The organism is Halospina denitrificans, from assembly GCF_004364635.1.
Lineage (GTDB): Bacteria > Pseudomonadota > Gammaproteobacteria > Pseudomonadales > Oleiphilaceae > Halospina > Halospina denitrificans.
On the sequence record NZ_SOAX01000008.1, the window covers coordinates 20,922 to 35,539 of the forward strand.

Genomic DNA, 14,618 nt, shown 5'->3' on the forward strand with positions numbered 1-14,618 from the left:
TTTCAGCAGGCTTTCTTTTATCGTGGGCGACGAGCGCCGGTAAGAGTAAGGCCGGGTGGCATTCATTTGCTTCATCCCGGATCAACCTGAAGACCTGATTTTTACTCGAGGGCTTATCGATGCCAAGAAGACGTATAGCAACGAAGCGGGAAATCATCCCGGATCCGAAATTCAACAGTGAACGTCTCGCCAAGTTCATTAACCATGTCATGGAACACGGTAAGAAAGCCGTTGCCGAGCGGATTGTTTACGGTGCATTGGATATTGTCGCCGACAAATCCAAGGAAGATCCGCTCGAAATGTTCGAGTCGGCGCTGGAGAACATCCAGCCGATGGTAGAGGTCAAGTCCCGCCGTGTGGGTGGTGCGACCTATCAGGTACCGGTAGAGGTCCGTCCTTCCAGGCAGGTGGCGCTGGCCATGCGCTGGCTCGTGGATTTCTCGCGCAAGCGTGGTGAAAAGTCCATGGCCAACCGGCTGGCCGGAGAGATTCTGGACGCCGCCGGGAGCAAGGGTGCCGCAGTCAAGAAGCGGGAAGACGTACATCGTATGGCCGAAGCCAACAAAGCCTTCTCCCACTACCGTTTTTAATCGATCGAGGTATCTGACGTGGCACGTAAAACACCGATCAAACACTACCGCAATATCGGCATCTGCGCACACGTGGACGCCGGTAAGACGACTGCGACCGAGCGGATACTCTACTATACCGGCCGCAGTCACAAGATGGGCGAGACCCATGACGGCGCCTCAACGACCGACTGGATGTCCCAGGAGCAGGAGCGGGGCATTACCATCACCTCCGCTGCCGTTACCACCTTCTGGCAGGGTATGGACAAGCAGTACGACGAGCACCGGATCAACATCATCGATACGCCCGGGCACGTCGATTTCACTATCGAGGTAGAGCGTTCTCTGCGTGTTCTCGACGGTGCGGTCGTTGTTTTCTGCGGTACATCAGGGGTTGAGCCCCAGTCCGAAACGGTCTGGCGCCAGGCGGACAAGTATCACGTTCCCCGACTTGTCTTTGTCAACAAGATGGACCGGGCCGGCGCGGATTTCTCCCGTGTCGTCGCTCAGATCCGTGAGCGTCTTGGGGCGACCACGATTCCGATTCAGTTGCCGATTGGTGCTGAAGATGAGTTTGCCGGTGTGATTGATCTTCTGCGCATGAAGGCGATCTACTGGAACGACGCGGATCTGGGGATGACCTACGAGGAAAAGGAAATCCCCGATGAGCTCAAGGCTGATGCCGAGGCCACACGTGAGGCCATGGTGGAGGCTGCGGCCGAAGCCAACGAAGAGTTCATGAACAAGTACGTGGACACCGGGGAGTTGACCCTTGACGAGATTAAGAAGGGGCTCCGTATCCGGTGCCTTGATAATGAGCTCGTCCTGGCAACCTGTGGTTCGGCGTTCAAGAACAAGGGTATCCAGGCGCTGCTGGACAACGTCCTTGAATTCCTGCCTGCGCCGGATGAGGTTCGGGCGATTACCGGTGTTGTCGATGAAGACGGCACAGAAGAGACTCGCTCTGCTGATGACAATGCCCCCTTCGCTTCCCTGGCGTTCAAGATCGCCACGGACCCGTTCATGGGTACGCTGACCTTCTTCCGTGTCTACTCCGGTAAGCTTGAGACCGGAACGGCGATCTATAACGCCAGTAAGAAGAAGAAGGAACGGGTTGGTCGTATGGTGCAGATGCACGCCAACGACCGGGAAGAGATCAAGGAGGTGTTCTCTGGTGACATCGCAGCGGCGATCGGCCTGAAGAACATCACCACGGGCGATACGCTCTGTGATGAAAAGCATAAGATTGAGCTCGAACGGATGGAATTCCCGGAGCCCGTTATCTCGGTAGCGGTTGAGCCCAAGTCGAAAGCGGAGCAGGAGAAAATGGGGACCGGCCTCGGCAAGCTTGCCCAGGAAGACCCCTCCTTCCGCGTCCGGACCGATGAGGAGTCGGGTCAGACAATCATCTCCGGTATGGGTGAACTGCACCTGGACGTTATCGTTGACCGTCTCAAGCGCGAGTTCAAGGTTGAGGCCAATATCGGCAAACCTCAGGTTGCCTACCGGGAGTGCATTCGCAAGGCGGTTGACGTTGAAGGCAAGTTTGTACGCCAGTCCGGTGGTCGTGGCCAGTACGGTCACGTCTGGGTGAAGCTTGAGCCGCTTCCGCTGGACGATGAGGATTCTCCAACATTCCTGTTTGAAAACAAGATTGTTGGCGGTGTGGTTCCCAAGGAATATATTCCTGCGGTACAGCAGGGTATTGAGGAGCAGCTGCAGAATGGCGTTCTGGCCGGTTACCCGATTCTCGGTGTCAAGGCAACGCTTTACGACGGTTCCTATCACGATGTGGATTCCAACGAGATGGCCTTTAAGGTCGCCGGTTCCATGGCGATGAAGCAGGGCGCGCTGGATGCGGATCCGCAGCTTCTGGAGCCGATCATGAAGGTCGAGGTTGTCACACCCGAGGAATTCATGGGTGATGTTGTAGGCGACCTGAATCGTCGTCGTGGCGTTGTGCACGGGATGGAAGAGAGCCCGGCCGGCAAGGTCATTCGTGCCGATGTGCCGCTGGCTGAAATGTTCGGCTATGCGACCGACCTGCGCTCCAGTACTCAGGGGCGAGCCTCGTACGTGATGGAGTTCCATAAGTACGGTGAAGCACCGAACAGCATCGCGAATGAGATTATCAACAAAAGCTAACGTTAACTAAGAACAGCATCCAAGAGGTGGAATTGTGGGTAAGCAAAAGTTTGAAAGAGATAAGCCGCATATCAACGTGGGCACCATTGGTCACGTGGACCACGGCAAGACGACACTGACGGCGGCGCTGACCCGCGTGAGTGCGGAAGTGTTCGGCGGCGAAGCGCGCGCGTTTGATCAGATCGACAACGCGCCGGAAGAGAAAAACCGTGGTATCACGATTGCGACCTCGCACGTGGAGTACGGTTCCGAGACGCGCCACTATGCGCACGTTGACTGTCCGGGGCACGCGGACTACGTGAAGAACATGATCACGGGCGCGGCGCAGATGGACGGCGCGATCCTGGTGGTCTCCGCCGCTGACGGCCCGATGCCGCAGACGCGTGAGCACATCCTGCTGTCACGCCAGGTCGGTGTACCGCACATTGTGGTATTCCTGAACAAGGCGGACATGGTCGATGATGAGGAGCTGCTCGAGCTCGTCGAGATGGAAGTTCGCGAACTGCTCAACGAGTACGACTTCCCGGGTGACGACACGCCGATCATTACCGGTTCCGCGCTGATGGCGATGGAAGGTAAGGATGACAACGGCTACGGCACCACAGCGGTAGCGAACCTGATCAAGGCGATGGATGAGCACATTCCGGAGCCGGAGCGGGCGATTGACCAGCCGTTCCTGATGCCGATTGAGGACGTTTTCTCAATCTCGGGGCGTGGTACAGTGGTAACGGGGCGTGTAGAGCGCGGCGTGCTCAAGACCGGCTCCGAGGTGGAGATTGTGGGTCTGCGCGATACGCAGAAGACGGTCTGCACGGGTGTTGAGATGTTCCGCAAGATGCTGGACGAAGGTCGAGCGGGCGAGAACATCGGCGCACTGCTGCGCGGCACCAAGCGTGACGACGTCGAGCGTGGCCAGGTTCTGGCACATCCGGGTTCGATCACACCGCACACGGTCTTCGAAGGCGAGATCTACGTGCTGAGCAAGGAAGAGGGTGGCCGTCACACGCCGTTCTTTACCGGGTATCGGCCGCAGTTCTACTTCCGGACCACGGACGTGACAGGCACCTGTGAGCTGCCCAGCGGCGTTGAGATGGTAATGCCGGGCGATAACGTCAAGCTGACCGCCACGCTGATCTCGCCGATCGCGATGGAAGACGGTCTTCGCTTTGCGGTTCGCGAAGGTGGCCGTACCGTTGGTGCCGGCGTGGTAACCAAGATTATTCAGTAAATCCGGTTCCGCCCTCAAAAGGGGTTGCAGTCGCAGCCCCTTTTTTATTTCAGGTGCGGCCATAGAGGAAGTTTGTTAAGACGACCCCGTGTCTTGACAGGATGTTCATAGCTGCCTACAATGCGCATCCTTTTTACGGGTCGGCTTAAACGAGCTGCCAGGAACGATTGGAGTTTGGTGCAACATGCAGAGCCAAAAGATCAGAATTCGGTTGAAGGCGTTTGATTATCGCCTGATCGATCAGTCCACTCAGGAAATTGTCGATACGGCAAAGCGGACTGGCGCTCAGGTTCGAGGTCCGATTCCTCTGCCGACCCGGAAAGAGAAGTATACGATTCTGATTTCGCCGCACGTCAACAAGGACGCGCGGGATCAGTATGAGATCCGGACGCACAAGCGGCTTCTGGATATTGTTGAGCCTACCGAAAAGACAGTCGATGCTCTGATGAAGCTCGATCTTGCAGCCGGCGTGGATGTGCAGATCAGCCTGGGTTAACGATAGCGGTTAACCCACTCAGAGTGTAACTGTTGAGCAGGCCATAGAGGGTGAGAGCCCCGTACACTAAGAGGTGAACAATGGCGATTGGTGTTGTCGGCCGTAAGGCCGGGATGACGCGTATTTTTACAGACGAAGGTGCGTCTGTTCCCGTCACAGTGATTGAGGTTGAAGGCAACCGGATCACTGAAGTTAAAACTCCTGAGCGTGATGGCTATCGCGCTGTTCAGGTAACCACCGGTGCCCGTCGTGCATCACGCATTACCAAGCCTGAAGCAGGCCATTTTGCCAAAAATGGCGTTGAGGCGGGGCGTGATCTCTGGGAATTCCGTCTTGATGGTGAAGAGGCCGAAGAGTACCAGCCTGGCAATGAGCTTGGCGTTTCTCTGTTCGAGGATGGCCAGTCCATTGACGTTACCGGTCGCTCCAAGGGTAAAGGCTTCTCCGGCACCGTTAAGCGCTGGAATTTCTCCACTCAGGATAAGACTCACGGTAACTCACTCGCTCACCGCGCACCCGGCTCCATTGGCCAGTGCCAGTCTCCGGGACGTGTCTTCAAGGGCAAGAAGATGTCTGGCCAGATGGGTAACGCCCGTGTGACGACCCAGAACATTGAAATCGTGCGCGTTGATGCTGAGCGAAATCTGCTGCTGGTCAAGGGGCCCGTTCCGGGCGCCAACGGCGGTGATCTGATCATCAAGCCCGCAGTGAAAGCCTAAGGGGGCCGCCATGGAATTGACAGTAACGGGAAGCGGTAACGGTGTTCAGGTCTCTGATGCTGCTTTCGGAAAAGAGTTCAATGAGTCCCTGGTTCACCAGGTGGTAACGGCCTATATGGCCGCTGGCCGTCAGGGCAGTGCAAAACAGAAGACCCGTTCTGAAGTCAGTGGTGGTGGTAAGAAGCCCTGGCGTCAGAAGGGAACCGGTCGAGCGCGTGCCGGCACGATTCGCAGCCCAATCTGGCGCGGTGGCGGTACAACCTTTGCGGCAAGACCTCGTGATTATTCACAGAAGGTGAATCGGAAGATGTATCGCGGTGCGCTGCGTTCGATTCTCTCTGAGCTCGTTCGTCAGGAACGCCTGGTGGTTGTCGATAGCATTACGCCTGCGGAGCCTAAAACGAAAGTGTTCAATGCCCGGCTCGCGGAGCTTGGTGTCAAGGATGCGCTGGTTGTCTCCGATAGCGTAGAGCGCAATCTTGAGCTTGCATCCCGGAACATCCCCAACGTCGCTGTCTCGGACGTGCGTGGCGTTGATCCGGTCAGCCTGGTGGCGCACAACCATGTTGTCGTAACCGTGGACGCGCTGAAAAAGTTTGAGGAGATGCTGGGATGAATCAGGAGCGTATTTACAAAGTACTGCTGGGGCCTCATGTGTCGGAAAAGTCGACCATGGTTGGTGATCAGGGTCAGGTAGTGTTCAAGGTCGCGCCGGATGCAACCAAGCCGGAAATTCGCAAGGCCGTTGAGCAGCTCTTCAACGTCAATGTTGTCTCCGTTCAGGTTAATAACCGTAAAGGCAAGAATAAGCGCACCATGCATGGCATGGGCAAGCGTGCTGCCCTTCGCAAGGCTTACGTCAAGCTCGCTGAAGGCCAGGATATTGACTTTATGGACGTGGAATAAGTCGAGGGGGTCGTAACTATGTCGATCGATAAAACCAAGCCAACGTCTCCCGGGCGTCGCCACCTCATCAAGGTCCGTAATCCTGACCTTCATAAGGGCGCACCGTACCCAGCGTTGGTGAGCAAGCTGAGCAAGACGGGCGGTCGTAACAACAACGGCCATATCACATCCCGTCATATTGGCGGTGGGCACAAGCGCCATTACCGCCATATTGATTTCAAACGGAACAAGGATGGCATTCCAGGCACTGTTGAACGCCTGGAATACGATCCGAACCGTTCCGCTCACATAGCGCTGATCAAGTACAGCGATGGTGAGCGTGTTTACATTATTGCGCCCAAGGGGCTCAAGAAGGGTGATAAAGTCCAGTCCGGCGTTGACGCGCCGATCAAGGCGGGCAGCACCCTTCCTCTGCGGAATATTCCGCTGGGCTCGGTGGTGCATTGTGTGGAGCTCAAACCCGGAAAGGGGGCTCAGATGGCGCGCAGTGCCGGAGCAGCGGTGCAACTCGTTGCTCGTGAAGGCAATTACGCCACTGTCCGTCTGCGTTCGGGTGAGATGCGCAAAGTGCTGACTGAGTGCCGTGCCACGTTGGGAGAGGTTTCCAACAGTGAGCACAGCCTCAAACAAGTCGGCAAGGCGGGTGCAACACGTTGGCGTGGCAAAAGGCCAACAGTGCGCGGTGTTGCTATGAACCCAATTGACCACCCACATGGTGGTGGTGAAGGGCGCACCTCTGGCGGACGTCACCCGGTTACACCCTGGGGGATTCCGACCAAAGGGCATAAGACTCGTAAGAACAAGCGTACTGACAAGATGATCGTACGTCGTCGTTCGGCCAAGAAATAACGCTATGAGGAATACGCTGTGCCACGTTCTTTGAAGAAAGGTCCTTTCATAGACCTGCATCTGTTGAAGAAGGTTGAAACAGCTCTGGAAAGCAGTAGTCGGAAACCGATCAAAACATGGTCGCGTCGTTCGACAGTTTTTCCGGAGATGGTTGGCCTTACCATTGCGGTTCATAACGGCAGGCAACATGTGCCGGTTATGATCACCGAGGAAATGGTAGGACATAAACTGGGCGAGTTTGCAGCAACACGCACTTTCCGCGGGCATGCTGCCGACAAGAAAGCGAAGAAACGCTAAGTCTGAGGGGATAAAACGATGGAAGTAGCGGCTAAGACGAAAGGCGCGCGACTCTCAGCTCAGAAAGCGCGTCTTGTCGCAGACATGGTTCGTGGCAAGAGTGTTGAGGAAGCGCTCAATGACCTGGCGTACACGCCGAAGAAGGCTGCCGGGATCATTCGCAAGACGCTTGAGTCTGCGATTGCCAACGCTGAGCATAATGAGGGCCTGGATGTGGATGAGTTGCGGCTTGCGACCATCTGTGTTGATGAGGGCCCGACGCTGAAGCGGATCCAGGCGCGTGCCAAGGGGCGTGCGGATAGGATTCTGAAGCGTACGTGCCACATCACCGTCAAGGTTTCGGACCAGTAGGAGATACCAGATGGGTCATAAAGTACATCCAACGGGTATCAGGCTTGGCGTTGTCAAAGAGCACAACTCAGTTTGGTACGCGGAAAAGCAAACATACGCAAAGAACCTGCTTAATGACATCCAGGTGCGTGAATTTCTCCATCGCCGACTGGAGAAAGCATCCGTGAGCCGGATCGTGATTGAGCGTCCGGCGCAGAATGCGCGGATTACCATCCACACAGCGCGTCCCGGCATTGTGATCGGGAAAAAAGGCGAGGATGTTGATAAGCTTCGCCGCGAGCTGAGCGAGATGATGGGTGTTCCGGTTCACGTGAACATCGAGGAAATCCGCAAGCCGGACCTTGACGCAAAGCTTGCTGCGCAGAGTGTTGCGAACCAGCTTGAGCGTCGCGTCATGTTCCGTCGTGCGCTGAAGCGGGCGGTTCAGAACGCGATGCGTCAGGGCGCGAAGGGTATCCGGATCCAGGCGAGTGGTCGCCTGGGCGGGGCAGAGATCGCGCGGACCGAATGGTACCGCGAGGGTCGTGTGCCGCTGCATACACTTCGTGCCGATATCGACTATGCGCATTACGAGGCCCACACCACCTACGGCATCATCGGTGTCAAGGTGTGGATATTCAAGGGTGAAATCCTTGGTGGACTTGAGCAGGTGCGGGCTGAGAAAGAAGCCGCACAGAAGAAAGCTCAAAAGTAAGGAGGGTCTCAAATGCTGCAACCAAAACGTACCAAGTTTCGGAAAATGCAAAAGGGCCGTAACCGCGGCATGGCGCATACCGGTAATAAGGTCAGTTTCGGTGAATACGGACTGAAGGCCACCGGGCGCGGTCGGATCACGGCCCGACAGATCGAGGCGGCTCGCCGTACTATGACACGTCGCATCAAGCGGGGTGGCAAGATCTGGATCCGGGTCTTCCCGGACAAGCCGATTTCGGAAAAGCCGCTTGAGGTTCGTATGGGCAAGGGCAAGGGCTCTGTTGAGTACTGGGTCGCCGAGGTGACACCAGGAAAGATGCTCTACGAAATGGAAGGGGTTGCGGAAGACGTGGCACGTGACGCGTTCACTCTGGCTGCGGCCAAGCTGCCTGTACCGACCACCTTCGTGAACAGGACGGTGATGTAATGAAAGCGACAGAAATGCGTGAAAAATCGGCAGAGGATCTGAACCAGGAGCTGATGCGGCTGCTCAAGGAGCAGTTCAACCTGCGGATGCGCAAGGCGACAGGCCAGCTCAATCAGTCCCACCTGCTGCGTCAGACCCGGCGTGATATCGCGCGCGTAAAAACCGTTATCACAGAGAAGGCAGGTGACTGAGATGGCTGAAGCAACGAATACCGCCAGAACCCTGAATGGCAAGGTGGTAAGTGACAAGATGCAGAAGACCATCGTCGTGATGGTTGAGCGCCGCGAAAAGCATCCGCTTTACGGTAAGTATGTTAAGCGGTCGACTCGCATCAAGGCACATGATGAGGAAAACCAGTGTAATGTTGGCGATTTGGTGACAATTGCCGAGACGCGCCCGCTTTCACGTAAGAAAGCGTGGACCCTGGTTGATGTTGTAGAGCGTGCTTTGCGGGTGTAAAGCGCCAGGACGGTGGCTCTTGTCGTAAAGACAAAGTGGTTTCTGCTGGAGATTAACCATGATTCAAACGCAAACGGTACTTGATGTGGCGGATAATAGTGGCGCCCGTCGGGTAATGTGTATCAAGGTCCTGGGCGGTTCACATCGGCGCTATGCCCGTGTCGGGGATATCATTAAGGTATCCGTGAAGGAAGCTATCCCCAGGGGTCGTGTAAAGAAAGGGCAGGTGCTGAAGGCAGTTGTAGTGCGGACCAAGAGCGGTGTGCGTCGGCAGGATGGTTCACTCATCCGGTTCGATGGCAACGCAGCCGTGCTGCTGAATCCGCAGGATGCGCCGGTCGGTACGCGGATATTCGGTCCGGTGACTCGTGAGCTTCGGAATGAGAAATTCATGAAGATCATTTCACTGGCACCCGAGGTTTTGTAGGAGAGGCCGGTTATGAACAAGATCAAACGAAACGACGAAGTAGTCGTCACCACGGGTAAAGACAAGAACAAGCGCGGCAAAGTGCTGCGTATTGTTGATGGCGAGCGGGTGATTGTTTCCGGCATCAATATGGTGAAGAAACACACCCGCCCGAATCCCATGATGGGAACCCAGGGTGGCATTATTGAAAAAGAAGCCCCGATTCATATTTCTAACGTGGCGATCTATAACCCTCAGAACCAGAAAGCTGACCGAGTCGGTTTTCAGGTGCAGAATGACGGCACCAAGGTACGGGTTTACCGGTCCACGGAAGAAGTGGTCGATAACCAGTAAGCGGCGGTGGTTACGATGCCTAGCATGAAAGACGTTTATAAACAGGAAGTGATCCCTGCGCTCAACCAGCAATTCGGGTATGCGAATCCGATGCAGGTGCCAAAGATCCAGAAAATCACCCTGAACATGGGTGTTGGTGAAGCGGTCGGTGATAAGAAACAGCTGGACAACGCAGTGGCTGATCTTGAAAAGCTGTCCGGGCAGAAACCGCTGGTTACCGTAGCGCGGAAATCAGTAGCGGGCTTCAAGATCCGGGAAGGCTTCCCGATCGGTTGTAAAGTCACGCTGCGCGGTGAGCGTATGTGGGATTTCTTTGATCGCCTGGTACAGATTGCCATCCCAAGGGTTCGCGATTTTCGCGGCCTGAGCCCGAAGTCCTTTGATGGGCGTGGCAATTACAGCATGGGCGTTCGTGAACAGATCATCTTCCCCGAGATCGAGTACGACAAGGTCGACAAGATCCGTGGGCTTGATATCACTATCACGACATCGGCTGAGACCGATGAGGAAGGCCGTGCATTGCTGTCGGCGTTCAGTTTCCCATTCAAAAAGTAAGGTAAGACCACAATGGCGAAGATTGGCATGAAAGAGCGGGAGCGCAACCGCGAGAAACTGGTTGCGAAGTACGCGGAAAAGCGTGCCCGGCTCAAGGCGATCATCAAAGATGTGAACGTCAGTGACGAGGAGCGTTGGGAAGCGCAGGTTCAGCTGCAGAAGCTGCCGGCGAATTCCAGCCCTGTCCGCCTCCGGAATCGTTGTCAGATTACCGGACGGCCGCACGGCGTTCTGCGGAAATTCCAGCTGTCACGCATCAAGCTGCGTGAAGCGGGAATGCGTGGCGATGTGCCCGGCCTGACCAAAGCGAGCTGGTAACAGCCACGCGTTGGTAAGCGACAGAATTGTTGCTGCACAACTGAAACGACCAGGAGTCTCATACGAATGAGCATGCAAGATCCGTTGGCGGACATGTTCACACGCATTCGCAATGCCCAGATGGCAGAAAAAGCGAGCGTGGCAATGCCGTCATCCAACATGAAGCAATCCGTTGCTCGCGTCCTTCAGGACGAGGGCTTTATCCAGGATTTCAGTGTCGACGGCGAAACCAAACCGACACTGTCCATTAACCTGCGTTATTTCGAAGGCAAGCCGGTTATCGAAAGTATTCAGCGGGCGAGCCGCCCGGGCCTTCGGCAGTATCGGGGCAAGGGCGATCTGCCTCGCGTAGCTGGTGGGCTGGGCGTAGCGGTTGTCTCAACGTCCAAGGGCGTAATGACAGAAAGCGCGGCTCGCAAGGCCGGTATCGGCGGCGAAATTATCTGCACCGTATTTTAGGAGGAGTCATGTCCAGGGTTGCGAATAATCCTGTCGTGCTGCCATCCGGTGTCGAGGTGAAATTCAACGGCAAGGACGTTGAAGTGAAAGGGGCCATGGGCACTCTTCATCACACGATTCACCCGAGTGTCGAAGTAACGCAGGACGACGAGAACAAATTGCGGTTTACGCCGGTCAACAGCGCCAAGAAATCGCGGGCGCTGGCCGGGACTACCCGAGCACTGCTGAATAATATGGTGGTGGGTGTCAGCTCCGGGTTTGAGCGTAAGCTGGAGATCAATGGTGTTGGCTACCGTGCTCAGGCGCAGGGAAACAGCGTCAATCTGACGCTGGGCTTCAGCCATCCGGTAGAGTACAAACTCCCGGAAGGGGTGACGGCCGAAACGCCGAAGCCAACAGAGCTTGTGCTGAAGGGCATTGATAAGCAGCGGGTTGGCCAGGCTGCAGCAGATATTCGGGCTTTCCGCCCACCTGAGCCTTACAAGGGTAAGGGTGTCCGTTATGCGGATGAAGCGGTAAGGCGTAAAGAGGCCAAGAAGAAATAGGGCAGAACGATGAGCGCGAAGAAAGAATCCAGATTGCGTCGCGCACGGAAAGTGCGCATCAAGATCCGGGAACGTGGCTCCAGCCGCCTCTGCGTCCACCGCACACCGCGTCATATGTACGCGCAGGTGACAACCGCGGATGGCAGTCAGGTGCTGGCTGCAGCATCCACGCTGGACAAGGAATTGCGCCAGGGTGCGACCGGAAATGTTGAAGCGGCACGCCAGGTGGGTGAGCTCATCGCTGAGCGTGCTAAAAAGGCGGGAATCGAGGACGTGGCATTTGACCGCTCGGGTTACCGTTATCACGGTCGCGTCAAGGCGCTGGCAGATGCCGCGCGAGAAGCAGGCCTGCAATTCTAAGAGGTGGAGAACATGAGCGCTAATGAACAGAACGCGTCCGAGCTCCAGGAAAAGCTGGTGCAGGTCAATCGGGTGGCCAAGGTTGTTAAGGGTGGCCGCCTTTTCGGTTTTACCGCATTGACCGTAGTGGGCGATGGTAATGGTCGTGTTGGCTATGGCCGCGGCAAGGCTCGGGAAGTTCCCGTGGCCATCCAGAAGGCGATGGAAGCAGCCCGGAAGAACATGGTGACGGTGCCGCTTCACGAGGCGACACTCCAGTACCCGGTCAAGGCGAACCATGGCGCGTCCCGCGTGTTCATGCAGCCAGCCTCGGAAGGTACCGGAATCATCGCCGGTGGTGCGATGCGTGCCGTACTGGAAGTTGCGGGTGTGCACAACGTACTCGCGAAGTGCTATGGCTCAACCAACCCCGTGAACGTTGTCAGGGCGACTGTCGAAGGTCTGAAGGCAATGCGTTCGCCGGATGAGATTGCGGCCAAGCGTGGTAAATCCGTTGAAGAGATCCTGGATTGAGATCATGGCTAATAAAACCATTAAGGTCACATTGACCCGCAGCCCCATTGCCACCAAGCGCAATCATCGTGATTGCGTGAGGGGGCTGGGCCTGCGCAGGCTGAATCACACGGTTGAGGTAGAAGATACGCCGGCAGTTCGCGGCATGATCAACCGTGTTAACTATCTGGTACGGGTAGAGGAACAGTAAGATGCAACTGAATGAACTTCGCCCGGGAGACGGGTCCAAAGCAGCGCGTAAGCGCGTTGGACGTGGTATTGGCAGTGGTCTTGGCAAGACCGGCGGACGAGGTCATAAGGGCCTCAAGTCGCGCTCCGGCGGCAGTGTTGCACCTGGTTTTGAGGGTGGCCAGCAGCCGATGCAGGGGCGCCTGCCCAAGTTCGGGTTTACCTCTCGCCAGCAGCGCTGGGAATGTGAAATCCGGCTGCAGGAACTGGCGCTGGTTGAAGGTGACGTTGCCGATCTTGATGCGCTCAAGAAGGCTGACGTGATTCGCGATGATATCCGTGAGGCGAAGGTGATCCTGTCCGGGGAGCTTAATCGTCCCGTAACGGTTCGAGGTCTCAAGGTTACCAAGGGCGCCCGGGAAGCAATTACCGCAGCTGGCGGAAAAGTCGAGGACTAAATGGCTAAGCAGGCACCGGCATCAGCCAAGGGACAGGGGCTCTCCGAGCTCTACTCCCGGCTCAAGTTTGTGGTCATCGCCATTCTGGTTTACCGGATTGGTGCGCACATACCCGTTCCGGGGATCAACCCGGAGCGACTGGCTGCGATGTTTGATCAGCAACAGGGCACGATACTGGGGATGTTCAATATGTTCTCAGGGGGTGCGCTTGAGCGCATGAGTATTCTGGCGCTGGGGATCATGCCTTACATCTCCGCTGCCATCATCATGCAGTTGATGACCGCGGTGAGTCCCCAGCTTGAGCAGCTGAAAAAGGAAGGTGAGTCCGGTCGACGCAAAATCAGTCAGTACACGCGATACGGCACTGTTGGGCTGGCGTTTGTTCAGGGGATGGGCATCTCAGTGGGGCTGGCGTCCCAGGGGATAACCTTCTCCGCCGGTCTGGATTTCTATTTTGTTGCGGTGGTGTCCTTTGTCTGTGGCGCTGTCTTCCTGATGTGGCTGGGCGAACAGATTACTGAGCGCGGTATCGGAAACGGCATATCGCTGTTGATTTTCGCGGGTATCGTGGCAGGGCTTCCTGGCGCCATTGGGCAGACACTCGAGCAGGCCAGAAGCGGTGAAATGAGTCTGCTGCTGGTGTTTGGCATTGGCCTTATGGCCGTGGCCGTCGTTGCCTTCATTGTGTTCATGGAACGCGGTCAGCGTCGGATCACGGTGAATTACGCCAAGCGCCAGCAGGGCCGCCGGGTCTACGCGCAGCAGCAGAGCCATTTGCCGCTGAAAGTGAATATGGCCGGGGTTATTCCTGCAATTTTTGCCTCATCGATCCTGCTGTTCCCCGCGTCGCTGGGGCAGTGGTTCGGGCAGAGTGAGGGCATGGAGTGGCTTGGTAATCTGTCGCAGATTCTTGGGCCGAACCAGCCCCTGTATATTCTGCTGTTTGCCATGGCGGTGATCTTCTTCTGCTTCTTCTATACGGCGTTGATGTACAATCCCAAGGAAGTGGCGGATAACCTGAAGAAATCCGGAGCCTTTATCCCCGGAATCCGTCCTGGTGAACAGACGGCGAAATATATAGATGGCGTTCTGACACGCCTGACCATCTTTGGTGCCCTTTACATCGCTGCTGTATCAATCCTGCCACAGTTCCTGGTGGTGTTTGGCAGCATGCCCTTTTATCTGGGAGGGACATCACTGCTGATCGTTGTGGTCGTGGTGATGGATTTCATGTCGCAGGTTCAGTCCCATCTGATGTCACATCAGTATGAGTCGGTGATGAAGAAATCCAACCTCAAAAACTATGGTCGTAGCGGCATGTTCCGCTGATTGAACTGGAGAGC

25 protein-coding genes are annotated in these 14,618 nt (G+C 56.2%); all 25 read left to right on the forward strand.

The window, feature by feature from the left end:
- Positions 1-119 precede the first annotated feature (119 nt).
- Positions 120-590: a 30S ribosomal protein S7 gene (gene rpsG, locus DES49_RS14305; RefSeq protein ID WP_133737118.1), complete on the forward strand. Its 471-nt coding sequence runs from the start codon at positions 120-122 to the stop codon at positions 588-590.
- Between the two features lie 18 nt (positions 591-608).
- On the forward strand, positions 609-2,714 hold the full coding sequence (gene fusA / locus DES49_RS14310; RefSeq protein WP_133737119.1) for an elongation factor G: 2,106 nt from the start codon (positions 609-611) through the stop codon (positions 2,712-2,714).
- Positions 2,715-2,748: 34 nt separating this feature from the next.
- On the forward strand, positions 2,749-3,942 hold the full coding sequence (gene tuf / locus DES49_RS14315) for an elongation factor Tu (RefSeq protein ID WP_133737108.1): 1,194 nt from the start codon (positions 2,749-2,751) through the stop codon (positions 3,940-3,942).
- A gap of 184 nt (positions 3,943-4,126) precedes the next feature.
- Positions 4,127-4,438 (forward strand): 30S ribosomal protein S10, encoded by a 312-nt coding sequence (gene rpsJ / locus DES49_RS14320; RefSeq protein WP_077529290.1) that lies wholly within the window; start codon positions 4,127-4,129, stop codon positions 4,436-4,438.
- Between the two features lie 80 nt (positions 4,439-4,518).
- A complete protein-coding gene (rplC, locus tag DES49_RS14325; RefSeq protein WP_133737120.1) occupies positions 4,519-5,157 on the forward strand; it encodes a 50S ribosomal protein L3 in 639 nt (212 codons plus the stop codon).
- Positions 5,158-5,167: 10 nt separating this feature from the next.
- Positions 5,168-5,773, forward strand: coding sequence for a 50S ribosomal protein L4 (gene rplD, locus DES49_RS14330; RefSeq protein WP_133737121.1), 606 nt, complete (start codon positions 5,168-5,170; stop codon positions 5,771-5,773).
- Entirely contained in the window at positions 5,770-6,063 is a 294-nt protein-coding gene (rplW, locus tag DES49_RS14335; protein WP_133737122.1) for a 50S ribosomal protein L23, read from the forward strand. The genes rplD and rplW overlap by 4 nt, the downstream gene beginning before the upstream one ends.
- Positions 6,064-6,081: 18 nt before the next feature.
- Positions 6,082-6,912, forward strand: a complete 831-nt coding sequence (rplB, locus tag DES49_RS14340; protein WP_133737123.1) for a 50S ribosomal protein L2 — start codon at positions 6,082-6,084, stop codon at positions 6,910-6,912.
- 18 nt (positions 6,913-6,930) lie between these two features.
- The gene (gene rpsS / locus DES49_RS14345; RefSeq protein ID WP_133737124.1) at positions 6,931-7,209 is read left to right on the forward strand and encodes a 30S ribosomal protein S19; all 279 of its coding nucleotides are present in this window, start codon (positions 6,931-6,933) and stop codon (positions 7,207-7,209) included.
- Positions 7,210-7,227: 18 nt separating this feature from the next.
- Positions 7,228-7,560, forward strand: a complete 333-nt coding sequence (gene rplV / locus DES49_RS14350; RefSeq protein WP_133737125.1) for a 50S ribosomal protein L22 — start codon at positions 7,228-7,230, stop codon at positions 7,558-7,560.
- Between the two features lie 10 nt (positions 7,561-7,570).
- Positions 7,571-8,254: a 30S ribosomal protein S3 gene (gene rpsC, locus DES49_RS14355; protein ID WP_133737126.1), complete on the forward strand. Its 684-nt coding sequence runs from the start codon at positions 7,571-7,573 to the stop codon at positions 8,252-8,254.
- 12 nt (positions 8,255-8,266) lie between these two features.
- Positions 8,267-8,680, forward strand: a complete 414-nt coding sequence (rplP, locus tag DES49_RS14360) for a 50S ribosomal protein L16 (protein ID WP_133737127.1) — start codon at positions 8,267-8,269, stop codon at positions 8,678-8,680.
- Complete coding sequence (gene rpmC, locus DES49_RS14365) at positions 8,680-8,871, forward strand: 50S ribosomal protein L29 (protein ID WP_133737128.1); 192 nt, start codon at positions 8,680-8,682, stop codon at positions 8,869-8,871. The genes rplP and rpmC overlap by 1 nt, the downstream gene beginning before the upstream one ends.
- Before the next feature lies 1 nt (position 8,872).
- Positions 8,873-9,139, forward strand: a complete 267-nt coding sequence (gene rpsQ, locus DES49_RS14370; protein WP_133737129.1) for a 30S ribosomal protein S17 — start codon at positions 8,873-8,875, stop codon at positions 9,137-9,139.
- A 58-nt stretch (positions 9,140-9,197) separates the two neighbouring features.
- Complete coding sequence (rplN, locus tag DES49_RS14375) at positions 9,198-9,566, forward strand: 50S ribosomal protein L14 (RefSeq protein WP_133737130.1); 369 nt, start codon at positions 9,198-9,200, stop codon at positions 9,564-9,566.
- A gap of 12 nt (positions 9,567-9,578) precedes the next feature.
- Positions 9,579-9,899, forward strand: coding sequence for a 50S ribosomal protein L24 (gene rplX / locus DES49_RS14380; RefSeq protein ID WP_133737131.1), 321 nt, complete (start codon positions 9,579-9,581; stop codon positions 9,897-9,899).
- Between the two features lie 15 nt (positions 9,900-9,914).
- Positions 9,915-10,454, forward strand: coding sequence for a 50S ribosomal protein L5 (gene rplE, locus DES49_RS14385; protein WP_133737132.1), 540 nt, complete (start codon positions 9,915-9,917; stop codon positions 10,452-10,454).
- A gap of 12 nt (positions 10,455-10,466) precedes the next feature.
- On the forward strand, positions 10,467-10,772 hold the full coding sequence (rpsN, locus tag DES49_RS14390; RefSeq protein WP_133737133.1) for a 30S ribosomal protein S14: 306 nt from the start codon (positions 10,467-10,469) through the stop codon (positions 10,770-10,772).
- A 66-nt stretch (positions 10,773-10,838) separates the two neighbouring features.
- On the forward strand, positions 10,839-11,231 hold the full coding sequence (gene rpsH / locus DES49_RS14395) for a 30S ribosomal protein S8 (RefSeq protein ID WP_133737134.1): 393 nt from the start codon (positions 10,839-10,841) through the stop codon (positions 11,229-11,231).
- A gap of 8 nt (positions 11,232-11,239) precedes the next feature.
- Positions 11,240-11,776: a 50S ribosomal protein L6 gene (gene rplF / locus DES49_RS14400; RefSeq protein WP_133737135.1), complete on the forward strand. Its 537-nt coding sequence runs from the start codon at positions 11,240-11,242 to the stop codon at positions 11,774-11,776.
- Between the two features lie 9 nt (positions 11,777-11,785).
- Positions 11,786-12,136, forward strand: coding sequence for a 50S ribosomal protein L18 (gene rplR / locus DES49_RS14405; RefSeq protein ID WP_133737136.1), 351 nt, complete (start codon positions 11,786-11,788; stop codon positions 12,134-12,136).
- A 12-nt stretch (positions 12,137-12,148) separates the two neighbouring features.
- Complete coding sequence (rpsE, locus tag DES49_RS14410) at positions 12,149-12,649, forward strand: 30S ribosomal protein S5 (RefSeq protein ID WP_133737137.1); 501 nt, start codon at positions 12,149-12,151, stop codon at positions 12,647-12,649.
- A 4-nt stretch (positions 12,650-12,653) separates the two neighbouring features.
- The gene (rpmD, locus tag DES49_RS14415; RefSeq protein WP_133737138.1) at positions 12,654-12,839 is read left to right on the forward strand and encodes a 50S ribosomal protein L30; all 186 of its coding nucleotides are present in this window, start codon (positions 12,654-12,656) and stop codon (positions 12,837-12,839) included.
- 1 nt (position 12,840) lies between these two features.
- Positions 12,841-13,275 (forward strand): 50S ribosomal protein L15, encoded by a 435-nt coding sequence (rplO, locus tag DES49_RS14420; protein ID WP_133737139.1) that lies wholly within the window; start codon positions 12,841-12,843, stop codon positions 13,273-13,275.
- Positions 13,276-14,604: a preprotein translocase subunit SecY gene (secY, locus tag DES49_RS14425; RefSeq protein WP_133737140.1), complete on the forward strand. Its 1,329-nt coding sequence runs from the start codon at positions 13,276-13,278 to the stop codon at positions 14,602-14,604.
- Positions 14,605-14,618 lie beyond the last annotated feature (14 nt).

What these genes read in the sequence shown, in the direction of transcription:
- rpsG (WP_133737118.1), top strand. Translation starts at nt 120, where the DNA reads ATGCCAAGAAGACGTATAGCAACGAAGCGGGAAATCATCCCGGATCCG.
- rpsJ (WP_077529290.1), top strand. Translation starts at nt 4,127, where the DNA reads ATGCAGAGCCAAAAGATCAGAATTCGGTTGAAGGCGTTTGATTATCGC.
- rplC (WP_133737120.1), top strand. Translation starts at nt 4,519, where the DNA reads ATGGCGATTGGTGTTGTCGGCCGTAAGGCCGGGATGACGCGTATTTTT.
- rplD (WP_133737121.1), top strand. Translation starts at nt 5,168, where the DNA reads ATGGAATTGACAGTAACGGGAAGCGGTAACGGTGTTCAGGTCTCTGAT.
- rplW (WP_133737122.1), top strand. Translation starts at nt 5,770, where the DNA reads ATGAATCAGGAGCGTATTTACAAAGTACTGCTGGGGCCTCATGTGTCG.
- rplB (WP_133737123.1), top strand. Translation starts at nt 6,082, where the DNA reads ATGTCGATCGATAAAACCAAGCCAACGTCTCCCGGGCGTCGCCACCTC.
- rplV (WP_133737125.1), top strand. Translation starts at nt 7,228, where the DNA reads ATGGAAGTAGCGGCTAAGACGAAAGGCGCGCGACTCTCAGCTCAGAAA.
- rpsC (WP_133737126.1), top strand. Translation starts at nt 7,571, where the DNA reads ATGGGTCATAAAGTACATCCAACGGGTATCAGGCTTGGCGTTGTCAAA.
- rplP (WP_133737127.1), top strand. Translation starts at nt 8,267, where the DNA reads ATGCTGCAACCAAAACGTACCAAGTTTCGGAAAATGCAAAAGGGCCGT.
- rpmC (WP_133737128.1), top strand. Translation starts at nt 8,680, where the DNA reads ATGAAAGCGACAGAAATGCGTGAAAAATCGGCAGAGGATCTGAACCAG.
- rpsQ (WP_133737129.1), top strand. Translation starts at nt 8,873, where the DNA reads ATGGCTGAAGCAACGAATACCGCCAGAACCCTGAATGGCAAGGTGGTA.
- rplN (WP_133737130.1), top strand. Translation starts at nt 9,198, where the DNA reads ATGATTCAAACGCAAACGGTACTTGATGTGGCGGATAATAGTGGCGCC.
- rplX (WP_133737131.1), top strand. Translation starts at nt 9,579, where the DNA reads ATGAACAAGATCAAACGAAACGACGAAGTAGTCGTCACCACGGGTAAA.
- rplE (WP_133737132.1), top strand. Translation starts at nt 9,915, where the DNA reads ATGCCTAGCATGAAAGACGTTTATAAACAGGAAGTGATCCCTGCGCTC.
- rpsN (WP_133737133.1), top strand. Translation starts at nt 10,467, where the DNA reads ATGGCGAAGATTGGCATGAAAGAGCGGGAGCGCAACCGCGAGAAACTG.
- rpsH (WP_133737134.1), top strand. Translation starts at nt 10,839, where the DNA reads ATGAGCATGCAAGATCCGTTGGCGGACATGTTCACACGCATTCGCAAT.
- rplF (WP_133737135.1), top strand. Translation starts at nt 11,240, where the DNA reads ATGTCCAGGGTTGCGAATAATCCTGTCGTGCTGCCATCCGGTGTCGAG.
- rplR (WP_133737136.1), top strand. Translation starts at nt 11,786, where the DNA reads ATGAGCGCGAAGAAAGAATCCAGATTGCGTCGCGCACGGAAAGTGCGC.
- rpsE (WP_133737137.1), top strand. Translation starts at nt 12,149, where the DNA reads ATGAGCGCTAATGAACAGAACGCGTCCGAGCTCCAGGAAAAGCTGGTG.
- rpmD (WP_133737138.1), top strand. Translation starts at nt 12,654, where the DNA reads ATGGCTAATAAAACCATTAAGGTCACATTGACCCGCAGCCCCATTGCC.
- rplO (WP_133737139.1), top strand. Translation starts at nt 12,841, where the DNA reads ATGCAACTGAATGAACTTCGCCCGGGAGACGGGTCCAAAGCAGCGCGT.
- secY (WP_133737140.1), top strand. Translation starts at nt 13,276, where the DNA reads ATGGCTAAGCAGGCACCGGCATCAGCCAAGGGACAGGGGCTCTCCGAG.